Source organism: Dehalobacterium formicoaceticum, assembly GCF_002224645.1.
GTDB lineage: Bacteria > Bacillota > Dehalobacteriia > Dehalobacteriales > Dehalobacteriaceae > Dehalobacterium > Dehalobacterium formicoaceticum.
Genome location: NZ_CP022121.1, coordinates 406666 through 430289, shown reverse-complemented (window position 1 = coordinate 430289; position 23624 = coordinate 406666). Strand labels below are relative to the sequence as shown.

Annotated in this window: 21 protein-coding genes and 1 pseudogene; 14 read left to right on the top strand and 8 right to left on the bottom strand. The window is 43.5% G+C overall.

The window, feature by feature from the left end; genetic code table 11:
- Positions 1-4 precede the first annotated feature (4 nt).
- Genes CEQ75_RS02145 through clpB form a run of 3 tightly spaced genes read left to right on the top strand, consistent with a single transcriptional unit; the run spans position 5 to position 3952 of the window.
- Positions 5-988, top strand: a complete 984-nt coding sequence (locus CEQ75_RS02145; RefSeq protein WP_089608884.1) for a DnaJ C-terminal domain-containing protein — start codon at positions 5-7, stop codon at positions 986-988.
- A gap of 1 nt (position 989) precedes the next feature.
- Entirely contained in the window at positions 990-1325 is a 336-nt protein-coding gene (locus tag CEQ75_RS02140; protein WP_089608883.1) for a chaperone modulator CbpM, read from the top strand.
- A 2-nt stretch (positions 1326-1327) separates the two neighbouring features.
- Positions 1328-3952 carry an ATP-dependent chaperone ClpB gene (gene clpB / locus CEQ75_RS02135; protein WP_089608882.1) on the top strand — a complete coding sequence of 875 codons (2625 nt, stop codon included), beginning with the start codon at positions 1328-1330 and terminating at the stop codon, positions 3950-3952.
- Positions 3953-4082: 130 nt separating this feature from the next.
- Here the strand turns inward: clpB and CEQ75_RS02130 are convergent, their stop codons facing one another.
- From CEQ75_RS02130 to CEQ75_RS02120, 3 genes are all read right to left on the bottom strand, one after another.
- Entirely contained in the window at positions 4083-4445 is a 363-nt protein-coding gene (locus CEQ75_RS02130; RefSeq protein WP_089608881.1) for a DUF4870 domain-containing protein, read from the bottom strand.
- A gap of 207 nt (positions 4446-4652) precedes the next feature.
- A complete protein-coding gene (locus tag CEQ75_RS02125) occupies positions 4653-6818 on the bottom strand; it encodes a Tex family protein (protein ID WP_089608880.1) in 2166 nt (721 codons plus the stop codon).
- A gap of 26 nt (positions 6819-6844) precedes the next feature.
- On the bottom strand, positions 6845-8401 hold the full coding sequence (locus CEQ75_RS02120) for an ABC-F family ATP-binding cassette domain-containing protein (protein ID WP_089608879.1): 1557 nt from the start codon (positions 8399-8401) through the stop codon (positions 6845-6847).
- A 274-nt stretch (positions 8402-8675) separates the two neighbouring features.
- Between CEQ75_RS02120 and CEQ75_RS02115 the strand changes: the two are divergent.
- The 4 genes and pseudogenes from CEQ75_RS02115 to CEQ75_RS02095 form a co-directional block, all read left to right on the top strand.
- Positions 8676-8996 (top strand): annotated as a pseudogene (locus tag CEQ75_RS02115) (arsenate reductase family protein); the annotation flags it as partial.
- Between the two features lie 16 nt (positions 8997-9012).
- Entirely contained in the window at positions 9013-9930 is a 918-nt protein-coding gene (locus CEQ75_RS02110; protein WP_089608877.1) for an MBL fold metallo-hydrolase, read from the top strand.
- Between the two features lie 275 nt (positions 9931-10205).
- Positions 10206-11798, top strand: a complete 1593-nt coding sequence (pruA, locus tag CEQ75_RS02100) for an L-glutamate gamma-semialdehyde dehydrogenase (protein ID WP_089608875.1) — start codon at positions 10206-10208, stop codon at positions 11796-11798.
- Between the two features lie 129 nt (positions 11799-11927).
- On the top strand, positions 11928-12371 hold the full coding sequence (locus CEQ75_RS02095; RefSeq protein ID WP_157677273.1) for a DUF2383 domain-containing protein: 444 nt from the start codon (positions 11928-11930) through the stop codon (positions 12369-12371).
- Positions 12372-12445: 74 nt separating this feature from the next.
- Here the strand turns inward: CEQ75_RS02095 and CEQ75_RS02090 are convergent, their stop codons facing one another.
- The 3 genes from CEQ75_RS02090 to modA are packed head-to-tail and all read right to left on the bottom strand — an operon-like array spanning position 12446 to position 14632.
- A complete protein-coding gene (locus CEQ75_RS02090) occupies positions 12446-13123 on the bottom strand; it encodes an ATP-binding cassette domain-containing protein (RefSeq protein WP_198306607.1) in 678 nt (225 codons plus the stop codon).
- 2 nt (positions 13124-13125) lie between these two features.
- On the bottom strand, positions 13126-13803 hold the full coding sequence (modB, locus tag CEQ75_RS02085) for a molybdate ABC transporter permease subunit (RefSeq protein ID WP_089608874.1): 678 nt from the start codon (positions 13801-13803) through the stop codon (positions 13126-13128).
- A gap of 31 nt (positions 13804-13834) precedes the next feature.
- A complete protein-coding gene (gene modA / locus CEQ75_RS02080; protein WP_089608873.1) occupies positions 13835-14632 on the bottom strand; it encodes a molybdate ABC transporter substrate-binding protein in 798 nt (265 codons plus the stop codon).
- Positions 14633-14819: 187 nt separating this feature from the next.
- On the opposite strand from modA, the gene CEQ75_RS19290 reads away from it, so the two are divergent.
- Positions 14820-15170, top strand: a complete 351-nt coding sequence (locus tag CEQ75_RS19290) for a helix-turn-helix domain-containing protein (RefSeq protein WP_089608872.1) — start codon at positions 14820-14822, stop codon at positions 15168-15170.
- Positions 15164-15346, top strand: coding sequence for a TOBE domain-containing protein (locus CEQ75_RS02070; protein ID WP_089608871.1), 183 nt, complete (start codon positions 15164-15166; stop codon positions 15344-15346). Before CEQ75_RS19290 ends, CEQ75_RS02070 begins: the two co-directional genes overlap by 7 nt.
- 107 nt (positions 15347-15453) lie before the next feature.
- On the opposite strand, the gene CEQ75_RS18805 is transcribed toward CEQ75_RS02070, so the two are convergent.
- The gene (locus CEQ75_RS18805) at positions 15454-15762 is read right to left on the bottom strand and encodes a nitrous oxide-stimulated promoter family protein (RefSeq protein ID WP_257912819.1); all 309 of its coding nucleotides are present in this window, start codon (positions 15760-15762) and stop codon (positions 15454-15456) included.
- Positions 15763-16000: 238 nt separating this feature from the next.
- Here CEQ75_RS18805 and CEQ75_RS02060 point away from each other — a divergent pair, with 238 nt between their 5' ends.
- From CEQ75_RS02060 to thpR, 5 genes are all read left to right on the top strand, one after another.
- A complete protein-coding gene (locus CEQ75_RS02060; protein WP_089608870.1) occupies positions 16001-16723 on the top strand; it encodes a DUF169 domain-containing protein in 723 nt (240 codons plus the stop codon).
- 275 nt (positions 16724-16998) lie between these two features.
- On the top strand, positions 16999-19416 hold the full coding sequence (locus tag CEQ75_RS02050) for a sodium-translocating pyrophosphatase (RefSeq protein WP_089608869.1): 2418 nt from the start codon (positions 16999-17001) through the stop codon (positions 19414-19416).
- Positions 19417-19542: 126 nt separating this feature from the next.
- On the top strand, positions 19543-20130 hold the full coding sequence (locus tag CEQ75_RS02045; RefSeq protein WP_089608868.1) for a glycerol-3-phosphate acyltransferase: 588 nt from the start codon (positions 19543-19545) through the stop codon (positions 20128-20130).
- Between the two features lies 1 nt (position 20131).
- Positions 20132-21760 carry an aminotransferase class V-fold PLP-dependent enzyme gene (locus CEQ75_RS02040; RefSeq protein ID WP_157677271.1) on the top strand — a complete coding sequence of 543 codons (1629 nt, stop codon included), beginning with the start codon at positions 20132-20134 and terminating at the stop codon, positions 21758-21760.
- Between the two features lie 55 nt (positions 21761-21815).
- Positions 21816-22364 (top strand): RNA 2',3'-cyclic phosphodiesterase, encoded by a 549-nt coding sequence (gene thpR, locus CEQ75_RS02035; RefSeq protein ID WP_089608866.1) that lies wholly within the window; start codon positions 21816-21818, stop codon positions 22362-22364.
- 100 nt (positions 22365-22464) lie between these two features.
- Here the strand turns inward: thpR and CEQ75_RS02030 are convergent, their stop codons facing one another.
- On the bottom strand, positions 22465-23484 hold the full coding sequence (locus tag CEQ75_RS02030; RefSeq protein WP_242965350.1) for a proline racemase family protein: 1020 nt from the start codon (positions 23482-23484) through the stop codon (positions 22465-22467).
- Positions 23485-23624 lie beyond the last annotated feature (140 nt).

The window sequence follows — 23624 nt, the reverse complement described above, 5'->3', positions numbered from 1 at the left end:
ACGCGTGAGTGTAAAATTTGAAGATTATTATCAGGTTTTAGGAGTTCAGCGGGACGCAACTGCCAAAGAGATTCAAGCAGCCTTTCGTAAGCTGGCTCGTAAGTACCATCCCGATGTGAATAAAGAACCGGAAGCAGAACAGAATTTTAAAAAAATCAATGAAGCTTATGAGGTTTTAAAGGATCCGGAGAAAAGAGAAAAATATGACCAGCTGGGCGCCAATTGGAAATCGGGGCAGGATTTCACTGCCCCGCCTGGTTGGGAAGGTTTTAATATGCACTATGATACCGGCGGCGGAGGTCAATCCTTCCATTTTGGCGGGGAGGGAGATTTCAGCGATTTTTTTGAGACACTCTTCGGCAATCAGGGGAGGGGATTCTCTAATTTTTCCGGACAACAAAGGGGTTCACGGGGTCAGAGCTGGTCCCAAAAAGGCCAGGATCGGGAATCTGAATTACAGATTACCTTAGAGGATGCTTATTTTGGCACCACTAAAACAGTGGCCCTGCAGATGTCGGAAGAACAGCCTGATGGGCGGCTAAAAAATACCCGGAAAGAAATCCAGGTAAAAATCCCCAAAGGAGTAAAGGATGGCAGCAAGATCCGTCTAAAAGGACAAGGAGGACCGGGATTCAATGGCGGGCCCTCCGGTGATCTTTATTTTAAAATCAATATTGCCCCTCATCCTGTCTATTCTCTGGAGGGTACAGATTTAAAAACCAATATCTCTCTATCCCCATGGGAAGCGATCCTGGGCGGAAAGGTACGTGTTCCTACGATGGAAGGATCTGTCCAGATCACCATTCCGGTCGGTACCCAGAATGGCCAGCGTTTCCGATTGAAAGGAAAAGGCTTAGCGGGAAAAGGTGATCTCTACGGGGTAGCCCAGATTAAGATTCCCACCAATCTCAGTCAGGAAGAAATAGAATTGGTAAAAAAATTAGATCAATTCCGTAAAGATACCGGGAAAGAACAGGGGGGATCCTGAGATGTCGACCAACAGATATAAGATTGTACTGCGCTGTCAAAGCCCTGGCATCTGGAAAGAAAGAGCTCTGACCATTGAAGAGGCAGCTTTCGAGGCGGGAGTAGAGGCCTCTTTGATACAAAAGCTGCTGGATTTAGGTTTAATTTATTATCAAGGGCGCATGGAAGATCCCCGGATCTCCCGCCAGGAAGTGCTTAAAATTCAAAAAATGCGCAGATTGAAGCGGGATCTGTCCCTGAACTGGACCGGTGCCGGGTTGGTGCTGGAATTACTGGAAGAAATGGACGATTTACAAAAAGAAATTAAAAAATTAAAATCCTGGTATGGGGGGGAATAAATATGGATCTCAACCGTTTGACGCAAAAATCCATGGAAAGCTTACAGCAGGCGGAAACGAAAGCTTTGAAATATGGCAATACGGAAATAGATATTGAACATTTACTGGTTGCCTTACTGGAACAGGATGAAGGCCTGGTGCCTCGGATACTGACATCTATGGACATCGTACCGGAAAATTTTAAGCGGGAAGTAGAGAAGGTTTTAGAAAGCAAGCCCCGAGTCTCAGGACCGGGACGAGAGCCGGGCAAGATTTATGTCAGCCGTCCGGTCAATGCGGTATTGGTGAAGGCGGAAGAAGAAGCCAAGCGAATGAAGGATGAATATGTTTCTGTCGAGCATATTTTTTTAGGAATGATTGATGAGGCGGCGAACAGCCGTTTAGGTAAGGTTTTTGAGACCTTTCATATCACCCGCAATAGATTTCTCCAGGCTTTGACGGGGATCCGCGGTAATCAACGGGTGACCAGCGCCACTCCAGAGGACACCTATGAAGCCTTGACCAAATATGGAACCGAATTAGTGCAGGAAGCCCGGAACAATAAACTTGACCCGGTGATTGGACGGGATGGGGAAATCCGCCATGTGATCCGGATTTTGTCCAGAAAAACGAAAAATAATCCGGTACTCATCGGGGAACCTGGGGTGGGTAAGACCGCTATTGTGGAAGGGTTGGCTCATCGTATTGTCCGGGGAGATGTTCCCGAAGGATTGAAAAACAAGAGGATTTTTTCTTTGGATATGGGTTCTTTGGTGGCCGGGGCAAAATATCGGGGAGAATTTGAAGAACGCTTGAAAGCTGTTTTACAAGAGGTTAAGAAAAGTGAAGGAGAAATTCTTCTCTTTATTGATGAGATTCACACCATTGTGGGAGCCGGCAAGGCGGAAGGCTCCATGGATGCCGGTAATATGCTGAAACCGATGTTGGCACGAGGAGAACTCCATTGTATTGGGGCGACCACTCTGGATGAATATCGCAAGAATATTGAAAAGGATGCCGCCCTGGAAAGAAGATTTCAGCCGGTAATGGTGGAAGAACCTAATGTGGAAGATACCATCTCCATATTGAGGGGTTTGAAGGAACGTTTTGAAGTTTTCCACGGGGTGAGAATCCATGATAATGCTCTGGTATCTGCGGCGGTCTTGTCCAATCGCTATATCTCTGATCGGTTTTTGCCGGATAAGGCCATCGATTTAGTTGATGAAGCCTGTGCTTTAATCCGCACGGAAATTGATTCTCTTCCTGCAGAATTGGATGAGGTTTCCCGACGTGTAATGCAGCTGGAGATTGAAGAGGCGGCGCTCAGGAAGGAAAAGGACCGGGCCAGCCAGGAACGTTTAGAAAATCTGCAAAAAGAATTAGCAGATTTGAAGGAAAAAATGACCTCCATGAAAGCCCAATGGGAAAATGAGAAAAAAGCCATTCAGCATGTGGGAAAAATGCGGGAAGAAATTGAACAGATTCATCAGGAAATTGAAAAAGCAGAACGGGAATATGATTTGAATAGGGCGGCAGAATTAAAATATGGCCGCTTGCCGGAACTAGAGAAAGCTTTAAAAGAAGAAGAAAATAAATTTGGTTCCGGTAAAGAAACTTCCCCCTTGCTCAGAGAAGAGGTGGGAGAAGAAGAAATTGCCCGTATTATTTCCCGTTGGACGGGCATCCCCCTGGCCAAATTGGTTGAAGGAGAAAGAGAAAAGCTTTTGCGCCTGGAAGAGATCTTGCATCAACGGGTCATCGGCCAGGATGAAGCTGTGGAAAGAGTGACGGATGCTATTCTCAGGGCTCGTGCCGGCATTAAGGATCCTAAAAGGCCCATCGGTTCCTTTATTTTCCTCGGTCCTACCGGTGTGGGCAAGACGGAGCTGGCCAAAACCATTGCTCAAACTCTTTTTGATACGGAAGAAAATATCATTCGCATTGATATGAGCGAATATATGGAAAAACATGCTGTATCCCGTATGATTGGGGCTCCTCCCGGTTATGTAGGCTATGAAGAAGGAGGGCAATTAACAGAAGCAGTACGAAGAAAACCTTATTCGGTGATTTTGTTTGACGAAATCGAAAAGGCCCATCAGGATGTTTTTAATGTTCTGCTGCAGGTATTGGACGATGGACGTATCACTGATTCTCAAGGCCGAACCGTGGACTTTAAAAATACCATTATCATTATGACCTCCAATATTGGATCGGCCTATCTCCTGGACGGAATAGATGAGGAAGGCAAGATTTCCGAATCTGCCAAGGATCTGGTTATGGGAGAATTAAGACGCCATTTCCGCCCGGAATTTTTAAATCGGGTAGACGATACGATCTTTTTCAAACCTCTCACCGTCGGAGAGATTGGCAGCATTGTCCATCTCTTGGTGGAAGAGCTGCAAAAACGTCTGGAAGATCGTCATATTTCTCTTAATCTGACCGATCAAGCGGTTGATTTCATTGTTCAGGGTGGGTTTGATCCCGTTTTTGGGGCACGGCCCCTGCGACGATTCCTGCAGCACCATGTAGAAACGCTGATTGCGCGGGCTTTAATCAGTGGTCAAATTATGGATGGTGCTCAGGTAACGGTGGATAGTGATGGAGAGACATTGAAATTAAATTGGCAAAATCCTGAGCATCAGGGATAATTAAATAGAGGAGGGGTGCTTATCGTGCCCCTCCTCTTTGTATTTTACATAACTTTGACATCAGGATAAATAACATGATAGCTCTTAAATATGGTTTCCTGGGGGAAATTTGCCGGGAAATAAGCTTTTATTAAATGCGCCGAATGATTCCCTGAATCAGAGGATAAGCATAAAGCCTGCCGTTTAAAACTCGGGAGGCGGCAATCAGGGATGTTATCACGAAAATAATGCCTAGAACCAGCAGTACAGGAATGAGTAAAAAACCAATGAGCACGATGCACAAAACAGAAACCACCGCTCCTGCAATCAGAAGCATTATTTGTGCCACCAAAGCTTGCTTGGCATGTTCATAAACAAAAGGATCGTCTTGTTTCAGGATTAAGATGATTAAGGGAGCGATTACAAAGCCAACACCCCCCAGTAAATACAGGAGATGGGCTGCGATGGCCAATAATTTTTGTTCACCGGTCACCGGATAAGCTTGATATTCCATGAAGGGGCTCTCCTTTCATGTACAAACTTCTTTCATTGCATAAGGGTTAAAAAAGCACAATTTATTGAGCGATGGCAGTATTGTTATACAGTATTATATTATAGGGCGGAATGAATATCCAGCAAAAATAACGGGGACAAACTTCAAAAGAATAATTTGGATGGAAGCGATGTGCATGTTTCAAATTAAAGATGAAGTTTATCAAATTTAGGAGTAAGACCGGCCCTTCATGGTCAAAGAAATACGATTACGCGCCACATCAACCGCGAGCACGCTCACCGTAACCACATCACCAATAGAGAGCACCTCTAGAGGGTGCTTTATGAAACGATCCGCAATTTCCGAGACATGAACCAAACCATCCTGCTTCACCCCAATATCAATAAAGGCGCCGAAATCAGTCAAATTATGAACCGTGCCCTTTAAGACCATGCCCGGCTGTAAGTCTTCGATCTTCAAAACATCCGTGCGAAAAATAGGAGGCGTCAAATCCTCCCGGGGATCCCGTCCGGGCTTGAGCAGGCTATCTATGATATCGGTCAGGGTAGGAACACCGGTCCCGATTTTTTCAGCAAGAGAGATGATTCTTTTAGGTGCTTTACTTATATCAGTCAAAGGCTGGATAAACTCAGGAGAACCCACATCAGATAAAGCCAGACCCAACTCTTGGAGCAGCTGCTTCGCCACCCCATAGGACTCCGGATGGATGGCAGTATTGTCAAGCTGACTATCCCCGTCGGCAATGCGCAAAAATCCGGCACATTGCTCAAAGGTTTTTGGCCCTAATTTGGCTACTTTTTTTAATTCCTTGCGGTTTTTAAAACCTCCCAGTTCATCCCGGTGGCTGACAATATTGGTGGCTACTGTGCCATTAATGCCGGCTACATAAGCAAGGAGAGGGGCCGAAGCCGTATTTAAATCCACACCCACATAATTTACCACCGATTCCACTACCTTGGACAAATTCTCTGACAACCGCTTTTCCGGCAGATCATGCTGATACTGACCTACTCCTGCCGCTTGAGGAGGAATCTTCACCAGCTCTGCCAAGGGATCTTGAATTCTGCGGCCAATGGAGATGGCACTTCTTTCCGCTACGTCTAATTGGGGAAATTCTTTTGCTGCCAATTTGGAGGCAGAATAGACGCTGGCCCCAGCTTCACTGACGATGGTATAAGAAAGGCCGGGATCAGCGGATTTTTTGATAAACTCCGCCACAAAATGCTCTGTTTCCCGGGAAGCAGTGCCATTTCCAATGACAATCGCCTGGATCCGGTACTTTTGTACCAGCCTGGTTAATTCTTCTTCACCTTCCCGAATTTTGTTATGGGGTGGCGTGGGATAAATGACTCCCACTTCCAGGACCTTCCCGGTGGCATCCATCACCGCCCATTTGCAGCCGGTACGGTAGGCCGGATCTAACCCTAAGACAATCTTCCCTTTGACCGGGGCCTGGAGGAGCAAGCTGCGCAGATTCTGGGCAAAAACGTTTAAAGCATGAGTTTCCGCCGCTTCCGTCAAATGGTTCCGCACCTCCCGCTCAATGGAAGGTGCGATCAGCCTTTTGTACCCATCAGCCGCCGCCTTCCTAACCAGATCTGCTGTTATACCCGTTTTGACAAAGCGACGGTAAAGGTATTCCAGAATAAAGTCCTGATTAACGTCCAGTGTCACATGCAGGAATTCCTCCCGTTCACCTCGATTGATCGCCAGTACCCGGTGGGGCACGATCTTGGCCACGGCCTCCTGATAGTTTTCATAATACATGCGATAAACAGAATCCTTGTCCGGGTCCTTGGCCTGGACTAAGAGCATTCCATGATCCAGCCAAAACCCACGCACCCATTTTCTGATTTGGGCATCCTCACTGACCATTTCCGCTACAATATCCATGGCACCTTGAAGAGCAGCCTCCCCGTCCGTTACCTCCTCGGATAGATACTTTTCTCCTTCTTCCTCCGGAGATCCTGTTTGAGGAAAAGTCAGGAGATATAAGGCTAAAGGCTCCAGCCCTTTTTCCTTTGCCATACTGGCGCGGGTTCTTTTCTTTTGACGATATGGAAGATAGAGATCTTCTAGTTCCGTCGGCTTCATGGTTTTAAGAATTTTTTCCCGAAGCTCTGCGGTTAATTTCCCCTGTTCATCAATCAGGCGTATAATTTCTTCCTTGCGTTGTTCCAGTTGGCGATGGAATTTAAGCTTTTCTTCAATCTCCCTGATCTGATTTTCATCTAATTCTCCTGTCATTTCTTTCCGGTAACGGGCAATGAAAGGCACCGTATTTCCTTGATCCAGAAGCCCCGTGGTATTTAATACTTTCTTCAGGGGAATATGGGTCTCGGCAGCAATTACAGATGGAATATCCACAGTCATCTAACAATCTCCTTTTCCTTCATCTCTTAGACAATTTTTGTCGTCCAATCCTCTACCTCCCAAATGCCCGTTACCCAATCCTGATAGAAATCCGGATCGTGGGACACCAATAGAATAGTTCCTTTAAATTCTTGCAGGGCTTTCTTTAACTCCGCCTGGGCGTCCGTGTCCAAGTGATTCGTGGGTTCGTCCAGGACCAGCCAATTGACATCCTTTAACATCAGTTTACATAAACGTACCTTGGCATTTTCCCCACCGCTGAGCACCAGCATTTTACTGGTGATATGTTCATTTGTTAATCCACAGCGGGCTAAAGCGCCGCGCACCTCAAAATTGCCCATACCCGGATATTCATTCCAGACCTCTTCCAAGGCCGTATGATAATTGTTGCGCTGGGATTCCTGGGTAAAATATCCGGGAAAAATATTTTCCCCCAGAAATACCTGACCGGAAAAGGGCAGAATCTCCCCTAAAAGGGTTTTCAGCAAAGTAGATTTACCTAAGCCATTTACACCGCGCAGGGCAATCTTCTCACCTCGTTCCAGGGAAAGATTGACCGGCCTGGTCAAGGCTTCATCATAGCCTAAAACCAGATCCCTGGCCTCCACCACGATTTTACTTCCGGCACGAGCCTCCCGAAACTGAAAAACGGGCTTCGGTTTTTCCCGGGGACGTTCCATGATTTCCATTTTATCCAGTTTTTTTTGGCGGCTGTTGGCCATACCCCGCGTCGCTACCCGAGCTTTGTTACGGGCAATAAAATCCTCCATGCGTTCTATTTCCTGTTGCTGTTTTTCGTAGGCCTTTAACTCCTGGTTCTTTTTTGTGGCGTACATCTGTTGGAACTGCTCATAATTGCCGGTATAGCGGGTAAGGCCGGCACTCTCCATATAGTAAATGACATTAATCACAGCATTAAGAAAAGCCATATCATGGGATACGAGAATAAAACTATTCTCGTAAGACTGTAAAAACCTTTTCAGCCATTCAATATGTTCAAAATCCAGATAGTTAGTAGGCTCATCTAAAATGAGAATAGCAGGATTCTGCAGCAATAGCTTTGTTAAGAGCACCTTCGTGCGCTGACCCCCGCTTAAGTCCGCTACATCACGGTCCAAACCGATATCAGTCAGGCCCAAACCATGGGCGATCTCTTCTATTTTGGCCTCGATCATATAAAAACCGCTGTTTTCCAATAGTTCTTGAATCTCCCCCACATCTTCCATTATCCCATCTAATTCTTCAGGCTGGGTCTCCCCCATACGATCATAAAGGGCAAGCATATCAGCTTCCAGATCATACATCTTTTGAAAGGCTTCTCTTAGCACCTCCCTGATAGACTTCCCCTTGGCTAATGTGGAATGCTGCTCCAAATATCCTACAGTTACACGTTTCGCCCATTCTATTTTTCCTGCATCAGGCATCAGTTGTCCGGTAATGATATCTAAAAAGGTGGACTTTCCTTCCCCATTGGCACCGATCAAGCCGACATGCTCACCTTTTAACAGGCGAAAGGAAACATCCTCCAAAATCTTACGGGCACCAAATCCCTGGCTGACATTTTCAACGGTTAAGATGCTCATATTGTTACTCCTCTTCCTCATACTTTGTGCTGGTTTTTTCCTTTGTTATTTTACCCTATATAATTTAGGGCTGTCAAAAAAATCGGCAAAATTTCCTGCGCTCCGGCAGGAAATTCCTCATAAATGTACAATATTTGTAACAAGTTAGATTGTTTTTCCCCTGGAATAAACTTAAGTTTTTGATAATGGATAGTGAATCCTTGATCAAAGGAGGAGATTATTGTTGGATTCGATTACTTATATTTGCTTACCCAGCTGAGTCACTTGCCGCAAAGGGAAAGCGTGGCTTTCTGATCATGGGCTGGATTTTGTTTACCGCCATCTGGAAAAGGATCAATTGTTGCCGGATGAATTAAAAATGATCGCTCAAAGGAAAAAGATTCCCATTGCCGGGTTGATTAATCCCAAAAGCAGAAATCTCAAAGATCTGGGCATCAAACCCGCTGATTTAGAAAATTTAACTGAAGAAACAGCACTGACACTGCTCACTAAGAATCCCAAGATCATGTTTCGCCCCATTGTCCTTACGGGGGAGCAAGTACTGCTGGGCTTTAAGGAAGAGGAGTTCAACAAGCTCATCCCCGAAAACAAATAAGCAGGAGGATCTCCAGGTGATAAATATTACGATGATGGATTATTTTGATTGCGGTCAGGCTGGTAAAACCTGTGGTTATCTAATAGAAGGAGATCATTTAACCTTGGTGGAAACCGGCCCCGGCCCCGCCGGTGAGATAATCCTCAATACTTTAAAAAGCAAAGGGTATACCCCCTCCGACCTTAAATATGTGATTGTGACCCATATTCATTTAGATCACGCCGGATCGGCAGGATGGCTATTAAATCAATGTCCTAATGCTCGTCTATTGGTACACCCTGCCGGAGCCCGTCACATGGCAGACCCCAGTCGTCTGATTGCCGGAGCTAAAATCGCTTATGGGGATGCTTATGAATTTTATGAACCGGTGCTGCCCATTGCTCCGGAACGTATTTGGGCTCTGGAGGATGAAAGCAGTCTGGATTTGGGGGAACGCACGCTTACCTTTTATCATGGCAAGGGACATGCCAATCATCATTTAACCATTATGGACAGCCTTACTAATGGTTTGTTTTGCGGAGATCAGTTGGGCGTCTACAACACCGAGTTGGCTCTCTACGGGATTGAATACAGTCTGTTACCCTCGGCGCCCAATCAATTTGATCCTCAAGCCTACCGGCAATCCTTGGAAAAAATCAGGCGCCTTCGGCCGGAACAATTATATTTTTCCCATTTTGGCGTCAAGAAAAATCTCACCAACGAATACCTGGACACAACCCTAAGAAACCTGGATCTTTTTTGCGCGCTGACAGAAGAAGCTTTTGCTAAAGGAGCCACCACTTGGCAGGAAATCTATGATCTCATGGAAGTAAAAATCAAAGATGTTTTGGAGGAACTGGGCTGGCCAAAGGACAAACCCCTGCCCTCGATGTACCCTTCCACCATTGAGGTCAGTGCCAAAGGTTTGGTGGACTGGTGGACGAAGTACCATTAAAAATAAGATTTCTAGCAAAATTACCTTTAGTAAATATTTTTTTATTTTATAAACCTTTGGTTGTAATATATGAGTTATTTATGTATTATAGTAATAAATGCGAGGAGTTCTATGGACTAAATGAATATAAGTTAATGCTGCAGATTAGGGCCCGCTTAACAGAACAAATTATTATGCTTCATGATGAGTTGCTGAAAACGATGGAATGCATGCTACGGTTATGATGCTTAAATTATCTGAAGTAAATAATAATTATTATGAGGAGTAGATATTGTATGAGAAACAGTATATCGAAAGAGTTAAAATTTAAAAATGAAAAAGTATTGAAGTATTTGCCGGAAAGCCCTGAAAGAAAAGAGCTTGAAGCTGAATTGATTAATTTGAAAAATTCATTGGTTGATATACCTGTCATCATAAATGGCAAGGAGATTAGGACTGGCAATAAAGGGCAATGCATTCTTCCTCATAATAAAAATAAAGTTATCGGGGAATATCATAAAGCAGGGAAAAAAGAAGTTGAAATGGCTATTGAGGCAGCATTAAAAGCAAAAGCAAACTGGGAAAGTTTACATTGGGAATCCAGGGTAGCAATTTTTATGAAAGCTGCTGAATTGGCCTCGGGAAAATGGCGGGCTAAACTCAATGCTGCTACCATGCTCTGCCAGGGCAAAACATATAAACAGGCGGAAATTGATTCAGCTTGTGAATTAATAGATTTTATGAGATATAATGCAAGCTGCCTGCATCAAATTTACAGTGAACAGCCAATATCTTCAGACGGAATATGGAATAGAACCGAGTATCGGCCTCTTGAAGGATTTATTTTTGCGGTCTCTCCTTTTAACTTCACTGCCATCGGCAGCAATCTTGTAGGAGCACCGGTTATCGCAGGCAATACTGCACTATGGAAGCCGGCAGCTGTTGCGGTTTATTCTGCCTACCTGGTGTTTAAATTGTTTCAGGAAGCAGGGATTCCAGACGGCGTTATTAACTTTATCCCCGGAAATTCACAAGATATTGGAGATCTTATTTTAACAAATGAAAATCTTTCCGGGATTCACTTTACCGGTTCAACAAAGGTATTCCAAGATATGTGGAGGTCTGTAGGAACCAATATTGACAAATATAAAACCTTTCCAAGACTTGTCGGTGAAACCGGAGGTAAAAATTTCGTCATCGGCCATGCTTCTGCCAATATAGAAGCATTATCACGAGGCCTTCTTGAGGGGGCATTTGAATATCAAGGGCAAAAGTGCTCCGCAGCTTCTCGCGCATATATAGCGAGCAGCATCTGGACTGAAGTTAAAGAAAACCTGTTGGAAAAAGTAAGAAATGTTAAAATTGGTGATGTTGAAGATTTCAACAATTTTATGGGGGCTGTAATCGATAAAAAAGCTTTTGAGTCAATTACATCATATATTGAATTTGTTAAGAATTCAGATGAGGCTGAAATAATAATTGGCGGGAAATATGATGACAGTATCGGTTATTTTATTGAACCTACCATAGTTGTTACTAATAACCCTCATCTCAGAACTATGGAAGAGGAAATATTCGGGCCGGTTTTAACGATCTATGTATATAAGGATGAAGATTTCGCAGACACACTTAGGCTTTGTGACTCTACCTCAAAATATGGATTGACAGGTTCAATATTTGCTGTGGATAGATATGCAATAGCCCAAGCTGAAAATGAACTGGTCAATGCTGCCGGTAATTTTTATATCAACGACAGACCAACGGGGGCAGTAGTGGGACAACAGCCCTTCGGCGGCGCTAGATTATCTGGTACCAACGACAAAGCAGGATCCAAAATAAATCTGATGCGCTGGATGAGCATTAGAGCAATAAAAGAAAAACTCAATTAGCACTACAGCAAGGTTTAACGCCGACCAAGGGGATTCCGATCTTGGTCGGCGTTTTCTCATTTTACATCAATAAAAATTATCTTTTAGGGAAAGACTGAAAAGGATGATTTTAATTTATGGGGTGATGCCGTGTTAAATGAAAAAGATATCATTCAAAAGCTGAATTGGTTTTACAGCTTAGAACTGAATCAGGTGGATCTCTATGCCGCACAAAGCAAAAAGGTTGAGGATATTTATCTTAAAAGAACCTTGGAAAGAGTAGCGGTCATCGAAGAGCAGCATGTTAAAAATATTTCGGAGATGATTAAACAATATGGGGGTCAGCCCACCGTGCTGGGGGAATTCGTTGCTCCCCTGACGGGAAAGCTGGCAGGAAACCTTTCCGGTATCTCAGGCGTCACTAATTTATTAAAAGCGAATATTCTGCTGGAGCAAAAAGCTATGGCGGATTACAAGGATTTTATTCTTAAGGCAGGGGGGCATCAGACCTTATTTGATTTATTATGGGGCAACTTAATTGATGAGGATCTGCATACAGCCTGGTTTAGCAATAAGGTCAAAGAACTTCAGTAGGTGACTTAATGCCCTGCCAGAAAATAAAATGAGCCGAAGGAAACTTTTGTTTCACTCTGACTCATTTTTTGCGTTTAAATCTCTGTTGGGCAACCAATAATAACCCCATCCTTGATATAAATACACTCATCCCCAAACATTTCGTTCTCCTTTTTATCATGAGTGATTAATATTGTCGGGATTTTAAAAAGCTCCTTAAAAGAGGCGAATTCCTGATAGACAATCTTTTTTGTTTCCCGATCCAAGGCGGAAAAAGGCTCATCCAAAAGCAGCAGTTTAGGCTTGGTGACAATCGCCCTAGTCAAGGCAACCCGTTGCTTCTCTCCACCGGAGATGTTGTTAGGCAGTTTCTTTTTCAAGTGGTGGATGCCCAAGGTTTTCATAATGTGCTCAGAATAAGAAAGAAGCTCCGCCCTGCTTTTTTTGTTTTTGTATTCGGGACTGTTTTTAATGCCATAAATAATATTCTGATGTACGCTCATATGAGGAAACAGGGCAAAATTTTGGAATAGATAGCCCAGATTTCTTAAGCGGGTGGGGATGTTGATTTCAAGTGTGTCGTCAAAGACCACCAGATCTCCCAAGCTAATCCTGCCTTGATCCGGATTCTTCAGATCGGAGATACAATTGAGCAGGGTGGTTTTGCCTGATCCCGATTCCCCTTGAACTACAAGAACTCCCTTTTCAAATGAATATTCCAGGTCAATGGTAAAATGGTCCAGCTTCTTTTTAATCCTAAAATAGATCTTCACGTCTACGCCCTACCCTTGTGGTCTAAATAATTTTTGTTCTTTAACCATGTATTTAATCCAAATATTAGGACAAAGCTAAAGATGGTCATAATTAGAACTAATGTATTGGCTAATTCCGTATTACCTGATTCCACGGCAAAATAAATTGCGGTGGGGATAGTTTGGGTTTTCCCGGGAATATTGCCTGCAATCATTAAAGTGGCGCCAAATTCACCGATAGCCCTGGCAAAGGAAAGGGCAATCCCGCTGATAATTCCCGGCCATGCTAAAGGAATGATCACGGTTCTGAATATTTTCCCTTCACTGCTGCCCAAGGTTTGTGCCGCCTGTTCATAAATGGGGTCGATGGTGAGAAAAGCTGCCTTGACGTTCTGATACATAAGGGGCAGTGAGACTATACATGCGGCAATAACCGCGCCGACCAAGGTAAAGACAATTTGCAGTTCAAAATTTTCTAATAAAAAACGCCCGATCCATCCTCTTTTGCCAAGTGCGATTAAAAGCAGATAACCTGTCACTGAAGGAGGCAATATCATCGGTAAGATCAGAATCGTCTCCCAAATATTTTTCCCGGGGACATTCTTTTTGTTGATTAAATAGGCGAAAAAAACGCCTAAAATCAAGGAAAAGACAGTTGCTATAGAGGCAATTTTTAGCGAGAGAATGATCGGGGCTAGCATTTAGTTAAACTCCTTTTATGAGTGGTTTTCTTTAGAGAACTTGAAAACCATATTTTTCGAAGGTTTTTTTGGCGTAATCTGTCTGCAGGAATTCATAGAATGCATTTGCTGCTTCCGGTTGCGCAGCATTTTTCATGATAGCGGCCGGATATACAATGGGGTCATGAGAATCCGCAGGCATATCTACAATGATTTTTCCTGTTTCCAGCAACATGGCATCGGATCTGTAAACAAGACCACAGTCAGCATTGCCGGAATCAACATATTGTAACACCTGACGCACATCTTTGGCGAAGACAAGTTTTTCTTGAATTTGATCCCAAATTCCCAAGCTTTCGAAAGTTTGTTTGGAGTAATTTCCTGCCGGCACCGATTCTGGTTCTCCGATGGCAATGCTGGCCACATCATCATTGGTAAAGGATTCTGGTCCGGTAATCAAATCCGCTTTTTCTGCCGTGGCTATCAGGGTCAAGGTATTACCCAATAAGTCTTTGCGGGAGTCTGTGACCACCAGCCCGTCTCCTTCTAAAGTATCCATATGCCCCTTAGAGGCTGAAATAAAGAGATCACAGGGAGCTCCTTCCTGAATTTGTTTCTGCAGGGTTCCCGAAGCGGCGAAATTGAATTGTAAAATGGCATTGCTTTTTTTAGCGTATTCGGCTTGAATCTCTGTCAGGGCATCTGTTAAGCTGGCGGCAGCTGATATGTTGATTTCTACTGCCTCATCTGTAGGTCCTTCCGCATCAGATGTTCCATTTTCGTTGCCACAGCCTGTAAGGACTAAAGCAAACATCATCAAGAAAACTAATAGTAAACTCATTTTTTTCATTTCTTTTTTTCCTCCCTTTTAAAATGTTTTAACAAATAAAACGAAAACCAACAAATACTAACCAAAACTAATTATAATGAGCTTAAATATGCTTGTCAATTGATTTTGCCTTTATTTGTAGTATAATGAATTTATCTATTTGAGAGTAGGAAGAATTAATTTTGGATTTGATGGGAGGGCACTACTGATGAGTGAAGAAATTTTGTACACCCCAGAGGAAGTGGCCAAGAAGCTGAAGCTTTCCAAATATACAATCTATGAAATGATTAAACGCGGTGACTTGAAGGCGCACCATATCGGAAGAAGCATCCGGGTTTCCCAATACCAACTTGAGCTATATCTCATGGGAACGGGAAAGGCTGAAAATGTCTTTGATGCTGAAATTATATCTGAAGGGGATGCAAAATTTGCTTTGGCCAACGGGGTAAAAATTTCTGTTTCTACCGAACTGGAAGGCCGTGTCAAGGTGTCGATTGCTCCTGAGGATATTATTTTAAGCGGCGGAACTTTTTTATTAGCAGTGCCCGAAATATGCTGAAAGGAGTGGTAACCGATCTGAAGATCGGCGATAGAAGTGTCCAAGTGCTATTGGATATCGGCATTCCCTTGGTAGTTTTAATTACCAGACAATCCTTGCAGGATATGAATATTCAGAAGGGTAATGAACTCTATGCTGTTTTTAAGACGATGGCAGTCAAGGTGATTAAGCCGTAGAATTGTTCAATTATCACCATGACATCAGACGAAAAGAGGATGCACAGAAACTTCATTGTTTTCCGCGCATCCTCTTTTCTTTTGTGTACTGGAGACGAGAGAGATTTTTATCTATTTAATGAGTGGCGTAGTGCCATCAGAGGATGACTTAGTACCATTCTGGGACCGGAAAAGCGCATCACAGATCTGATTCTCTCCCGCATTTCTTTTTGGTAGCAGTGCACAGTGCATTGGGCACATGTGGATTTCTGATTGCCAAAGGGACATTGATCCAAGCGTTTACCAGCATATTCCAGAAGCTTTTGACAATCATCACATAAATCGATTTTAGTTTGGTGGTTTTTCGTGCAATACAACCGGATCATCACCTCAATCACTTTTTTCTCCCGCTCTATTTTTGTTGTTTCTAAAGACAATTTTATCACCCCGCTTATTATAGCAGTATTCCCTGCAAATATAAAATTAGGTGTTTCCCTTGCGATGAAAAGTAAAATACCTTTTGACATTAACGTTGCAGGAGCATAGCCGAAAGCCTGGGGTTTCAATCAGGGGATGATGTTATTGCCTTTTAGCCTTAATTTTGCTTATAATAAGGGATATTGAGGTTATTGTGTATGATAATAATTGTGAAGATAATGAAAAGGGAGTGTTGAAATGAACAGTAAAATTGCCAAATTAGTAAAGCTTAAAAACCATCCGGTGGCCGTATTGCGTGCAGATCAAAAACCAGCAGGTGCTTTGGAATTCAAGGAAGGAAAGTGGGGCTGCGTCATTTCAATGTTGAACGCCGTTGCCACAAGAGGGAAAAGTGCCGTATTCGATGAACAAACCACCGGTTGTAACGGTGGGGCAGTTGGTCTGGGTTTTAAACAGTTTGAATTAGGTTTTATCGAGTATTTCCTATCTACGGGTGGGGTTGGCGGCATGGAGGGGGAATTTTACAAGAAAAATCCGGACCTGGCGGCGAAATTTGCCACCGGCTTGCCTGTTGTTCCTATCTCCAAAACATATCTGGTATTTAGACCTTTAGATGAATTGGCAGAAGGGGAAATACCGGAGACGATCATTTTTCTGACTAATGCAGATCAATTGTCGGCACTGATGTGGCTGGCCAATTATGATCAGCCCACCCAGGACAATGTAAAAATAGACTTTGGTGCGGGCTGTCATCAATCAATCCTTTATGGGCTTGATCAAGTGGATAAGGAGAATCCTAAGTGCTTCATAGGGTTAACGGATCCCTCAGCCCGTAAATTTATCGACAAAGACATTCTTTCCTTTACCATGCCATATAAACGCTTCCTGGAACTTGAGGAACAGGCAGAAGAAAGTTTTTTGACCAAGGAAACGTGGCTGCATATCGCGGAAAGGATCTAAGACTTATTTTGTGGATGGCGTCAAAGTGCATGAAGGCGTTCCCACCAAGGAGATTGTCCGCAAAATATTCGAAACATCTTTAAAAGACAGTCTTGTGTGACAATGAATATATTGCATATTTTTGCCAACGGGATTATAATACTTTTGTGTAATTTGAATACTAATATTATAAATGAAAGGGGGTGTCCAGTTACCGCTCATTGCCTGGAGCGTCACCTTGCATCATAAAATTTAAAAGAGGAGAGTGATCAGTAGCAGTGGAAGTACTTTCGAAAATGGGAAAAAGGATATTGCGCAGTTTTTTTATCGGGCTTGTTTTACTGCTTTCACCGGTGATGGCATTTGCCAGTGAAGCAGACCTGAAGATTCCTACCTTAAATCCGGAACAGAGTGCTTTATTGATCGGAGGAATCGGGATCGCGGTTTTAGGTTTATTTTTTGGTTTTTATCAGTTCCAAAAAGTTAAAAAGCTCAGGGCCCATCAATCTATGCTGGATGTGGCTCAAATTATTTATGAAACCTGTAAAACCTATCTGGTGCAGCAAGGAAAATTCTTAGTGGTCTTATTTTTGTGTATAGGTCTTTGTATCGCATTCTATTTTGGTTTTCTCGGAGATGCAGGATTAGGCGGTGTATTGTTAATTCTGGCTTGGACGGTTATAGGTATTCTGGGATCCTATAGTGTTGCTTGGTATGGAATTCGCATGAATACACTGGCCAACAGCCGTATGGCCTTTGCTTCATTGGAAAGGAAGCCATTGAAGCTGCTCAATATTCCTCTTGATGCCGGTATGAGCATCGGTGTGGTTCTGGTCTGTGTTGAGCTGATCATGATGCTTTTGATTCTGCTTTTCGTTCCCCGAGAATTAGCCGGAGCTAGTTTTATGGGTTTTGCTATTGGGGAATCCTTAGGCGCCAGTGCTTTGCGTATCGCCGGCGGGATTTTTACCAAAATTGCCGACATTGGTTCCGACCTAATGAAAATTGTTTTCAAAATTAAGGAAGATGATCCCCGCAACCCTGGGGTTATTGCCGATTGTACAGGAGATAACGCCGGAGACAGCGTAGGACCTACCGCTGATGGTTTTGAAACATATGGGGTAACGGGAGTAGCATTAATTACATTTATTGTATTGGCTGTAGACGTATCTCTACAGGCACACCTTCTTACCTGGGTTTTTGTAATGCGTGTTCTCATGGTGCTTACATCCGTAGCGGCTTTCTATATTAATAAAGCTATCAGCCGGGCCAGGTATAGTGATAAAGATGATCTGGATTTTGAACAGCCTTTGACTAGCCTGGTATGGATTACTTCGATTCTTTCTATTATTGGTACCTATGCAGTCAGCTATTGGATGTTGGGACCGACGTCTGGACTCGCATTAGAAAATCAGGATATTTGGTTCCTCCTGGCAACGATTATCAGTTTTGGTACTTTAGGCGCCGCCTTAATTCCGGAAGTCACCAAAATCTTTACCAGTCCCAAATCTACTCATGTGCAAGAGGTAGTGAAGGCCTCCCGGGAAGGAGGAGCCTCCCTGAACATCTTATCAGGACTTGTGGCAGGTAACTTTAGTGCCCTCTGGATCGGTTTGGTTTTCGTTGTCCTGATGTTCGGAGCCTATTTTGTCAGTGGATTTGGCTTGGATACCATCATGATTTACCCCTCGGTCTTTGGTTTTGGTCTGGTAGCTTTTGGCTTAATGGGGATGGGTCCGGTGACCATTGCCGTGGACAGTTATGGACCGGTTACGGATAATGCCCAGTCTATTTACGAATTATCCCTGATTGAAGAGCTGCCTGGCGGCGAAAAAGAAATTCAGAAAAAATTTGGATTTAAGCCGGATTTTGAAAAGGCTAAATATTATTTGGAAGCAAATGATGGAGCGGGCAATACCTTTAAAGCTACAGCTAAACCGGTTCTGATCGGAACAGCTGTTGTAGGGGCCACCACCATGATTTTTTCTATAATCTTAGTAATTAAGAATGTTTTGGGTGTAGAACCGGAAACGATTCTTAATTTGCTCAATCCTTACACGATTTTAGGCTTTATATGTGGCGGCGCGGTCATTTACTGGTTTACCGGAGCTTCCATCCAGGCGGTTACTACCGGAGCTCATTCCGCCGTTGAATATATTAAGAAAAATATTCAGTTGGATGAGAATGCCAGCCAGGCGGCCTCTACAGAGAAATCTAAAGAAGTAGTTAAGATTTGTACCCAATATGCCCAAAAAGGGATGGTTAACATTTTTATCGGAATTTTCTCTTTTGCCATGGCTTTTGCTTGTCTTTCCGCGCCTAAGAATGGCAATGCACCGGTTTCCTTTTTTATCGCTTATTTGATTTCTATCGCCGTATTCGGTTTGTACCAGGCCGTGTTCATGGCTAATGCCGGCGGATGCTGGGATAATGCGAAGAAAGTTGTGGAGGTAGATTTGAAGGCCGGAGGTACTCCTTTACATGACGCCTCTGTGGTTGGTGATACCGTGGGGGACCCCTTCAAAGATACTTCTTCCGTGGCCTTGAATCCAATTATTAAATTTACTACTTTGTTTGGTATGCTGGCCATGGAAATCGCCATTACGGAGTCCTTCAGAGATATTGCTCCCACGATAGGAGTTATCTTCCTGATCATTGCCTTATTCTTTGCCCGGCGTTCCTTCTATGGCATGAGAATTAAAAAGACAGAGTAATAAATTATTTAAACTGAAACCTCACAATCAGCCGATTGTGAGGTTTTTTTAACTTGAGGAAGAGGTGAAAAGATCGTAATATAGGTAGGATAAGGTTTTATGAATCGTTAAGGTGGCTGTATAACAATGGATTTGAAAGAAATATTTTTTATTATTTTTTCTTATCTCATCGGCTGTTTTTCCGGTGCTTATTATTATGGGATCATTTTTAAGAAAGTGGATCTTAGAAAGCTGGGCAGCGGAAATCTGGGGGCATTGAATGCCGGCCGAGTTTTAGGGCAGAAAGACTTTCTAGTGGTATTCTTGATTGATTTTCTTAAGGGGGCTATGGTGGTATTTATTGCGCAGCAATTGAATTTACGAGATAGTATTCAGATGATGGCAATGATTTCTGTAGTATTGGGTCATATTTTACCCTTACAGCTGCACTTTCAGGGAGGAAAGGGGATTGCAACATTTTTAGGGGTGATCACCGTTTTTGATATTACCGTGGTGCTGATACTCCTCCTCATTTACCTGCCGGTGTTTGTTATCCTTCGGCAATTCACCATCTCCGGCCTCATCAGTATCGGGCTCCTTCCTCTGGTGCTGTTCTTTCTGGACTATTCGGGTGAAAAAGTATTGGTGATCCTGCTTTTTGCGATTATAATAATAACGAAGCATCGTAAAAACATCCTGGATTACCAAAACTTTCGCAAAAAGAGAAATCATTGAGGTGAACAACTTGACTGAGCAGAATCGTTTTATCATCAAAATAGCAGATCAAAAGACCGAGTTTGAGCTGATTCATCGCTTGAATTACCAGACCTTTGTTGAAGAGATTCCTCAGCATCTCCCAAATGAAGATAGGCGTCTGGTGGATAAGTTCCATAATGAAAACACTTATATTATTTGTCTGGATGGGGAAAAACTGGTGGGATCAATTGCGGTAAGAGGAAACAGACCTTTTTCTCTGGATGAAAAAATTGATCATCTGGATTCATATTTTGGCGATTATGAAAACCTTTGTGAAATCAGACTTTTAATGATGGATAGGAAATACCGAAGAGGCTATGTTTTTTATTATCTGGCTGACGCCTTGGCAAGGTATTGTTTGGAGAAGAAATATGATTGCGCACTGATGTCCGGGACGACCAGACAGTTGAAATTATATCAACATATCGGTTTTGTACCCTTTCATCATTTAATAGGCAAGGAAGGTGCTTATTTTCAGCCTATGTATATCACAGTGGAGAATTTTGCTCAAGGCATCGGTCGCTTGTTTCACAAGAAGCAAGCACGGCAGGATCTCGCAAAGCGGGTCAATCTTTTGCCCGGCCCGGTGGAAATTCATCCGGCGGTTAAAGCGGCCTATGTTAGTGAATCGGTCTCTCACCGGGGCGAAGTCTTTTTAAAAGATTTTCATGATGCCCAAAATATGCTGTGCACCTTGGTCAATGCCCGGAAGGTGGAGCTGTTTACCGGTTCCGGTACTCTGGCCAATGAGGTCGTCGCCGCCCAGCTGTCTTTAATCGGCAAAAAAGGATTAATTCTGGCCGCAGGAGAATTTGGGGAAAGATTGATTCAGATTGCTGAAAGATGGGGCCTGGATTTTCAGGCCTTTCAGAAAACTTGGGGAGAAACCTTTATCCCTGAGGAAATCATAGAATTTATGGATCAAAAGGGCGAAGCCTGGGATTGGCTGTGGACAGTTCATTGTGAATCTTCCACAGGGGTATTGCTTGACCTGCACGGACTATCATCTCTCTGCCAAAACAGAGGGATGAAACTTTGCCTGGATGCTGTCAGCTCCATCGCCGCCGTACCTGTAGATCTTTCCCGGGTCTATCTGGCATCGGGGGCCAGCGGGAAGGCTATCGGCTCTTTAGCTGGAATTGCAATGGTCTTTTATAACCATGAAATTAAGCCTTCCCATAAAATTCCCATCTATTTGGATTTAGGCTACTATCATGAAAAATTTGGGGTTCCTTTTACCATTTCTTCTAATTTGGTTTATGCTTTAAAAAAAGCTGTTCAATTGCTATTAGATGACCATAAATTTGAGAAAAGAAAGAAGATTTCTTTGCTCATCAGGAAAGAATTGAAAACCTGCGGATTGGAAGCCATCGTGCCGGAATCCTGGTCGTCTCCGGCAATTATTACCTGTGCCCTTCCCCAGGGAGTAAGCTCCCAGTGCTTTGGAGATATTATGGAGCAAAAGGGCTATCACTTAAGTTTCCGCAGTTCCTATTTAATAGAGAAAAACTGGATTCAGATATGTCTGATGGGTGAAGTGTTACTTGATGAGATGAAATTATTTTGTACAGATGTAAAGGCTTCTCTAAAAGAAATGAGGGGAAATTAAGGGAGGAAGGCTTCGCCGGCCGGGGCAGCTATTTTCCCGGAAAAGAGGGTGTCTGATGAGGTTGTTTATTGCCATTCGTTTTCCTGAAGAGATTAAAAATATTTTGAACGAGAGCATGACAGAATTTAAGAAATTTGCCCTAAAGGGTAATTTCACCAGAAAGGATAATTTGCATCTGACGGTAGTATTTATCGGCGAAACAGATCAAGAGGCAAGGATTGAGAAGATCATGGAACAGGTACAAAGTGCTCCATTTCAGCTCACCATGGGCGGCTTTGGGCGATTCCAACGCCGAGGAGGCGATATCTATTGGGTTGGGGTTGATGCCAATCCAGTGCTGACGGATCTTTACCGGGAACTGTATGAGAGGCTAAGGTCCCAAGGTTTTAAACTGGAAAACAGGCCTTACCGGCCCCATCTTACCCTGGGGCGGCTTGTCGTGGCGGCAGACAATTTTGACTGCCAGGACTTTAGTCAAAATATACCCCCGATGAGCATGAAGGTGGATGCCATTAGCTTGATGAATTCTGAGCGCATCAATAATCAGCTCACTTATACGGAGATTTACCGAAAAGAGCTGTGGGATGCTTCGCATAAGGAATAAAACCATTTAAAGCAAGTGTTATAAGGTTGCTGCAAGAACGAGGAGGGGGATGACCACCCTCCTCTTTTTCTGCATTATTGTGTCAACCCATCTATTACTATTAGCTGCCAATAATTCTGAATCCTTCCGGCAGCGGATCCCTGGGATCCAGGACCAGTTGATTAAAGCCTGTGATTTGGGCAGTGCCGGATACCTCTGTGACCACCCCATCATAATCTCCCACTTTAGTTTCCTCTATCACTTTACCCTCAAAAGGGGTATCAATGATGCTGTAATTAACCAGAATATCTCCTTGTTTTAATTCACCCTTATGATAATGCAAGGCAACTCTTCCGCCGGTACCTGTCCCTGTCGGGGATCGATCCACCTGTCCTTCAGCAAAGATGCAGACATTTTTTGTGATTACACGATTTCCTTCCCGCACAGGAGTTTCAAAAAAGATTGTACCATAAAGCCAGTTCACGTCGGAGGTAGGATGGTTAAATTCCATGAGCTCCATTACCTTATACTTAATTTCCATGCCTACCTGAACCAATTTCTCCGTATGTTCCGGACTGACTGTCAATCCTACTTTTTTGACATCCAGATAAACATAAAAGGCACCGCAATAAGCTACATCGGCCAAAACACCCCCGATCCCATCCACCGGTACGGTGATATTTTCTTTGTAGACAAAGCAAGGTACATTTTGAAAACGAACTCTTTCTACTTCTTCATCTTTCACATCGGCAAAAGCTGTTACTCTTCCGGCCGGGGTATCGATTTTGACAATATTCTCCCCTTCCTTCATAGGCAACATCCCTGTTTCCAGGGCGACTTTGGTAACACCAATAATCCCGTGGCCGCACATGGAACTTAACCCCTCATTATGGGTAAATAAAACGCCTAAATCACCGTCTTCTGTAACGGGGTCCACCAGAATACAACCATACATACCGCTATGTCCGCGGGGCTCAAACATCATCAGCTTGCGCAAATGATCATAGTTCTCCAGCATAAATTGCCTTTTTTCCAAGATTGTCTTGCCCTGGATGGGAGGCAGACCGGTAGTAATAATCCTCAAAGGCTCACCGGCGGTATGGGCATCGATGCAATGGATATAATGCTTAAATTTCATCATGATAGTTGATCCTCCACTTGTTTTTCATATTTTTTCAATTAGTGTATTTATTATTTCTCATCAAATTAATGGCATAACCTCAGCTTGGGGTCATACTCGCCTATCAGAAATGAATTGGTGTTTTATCACCCAAGAATTCC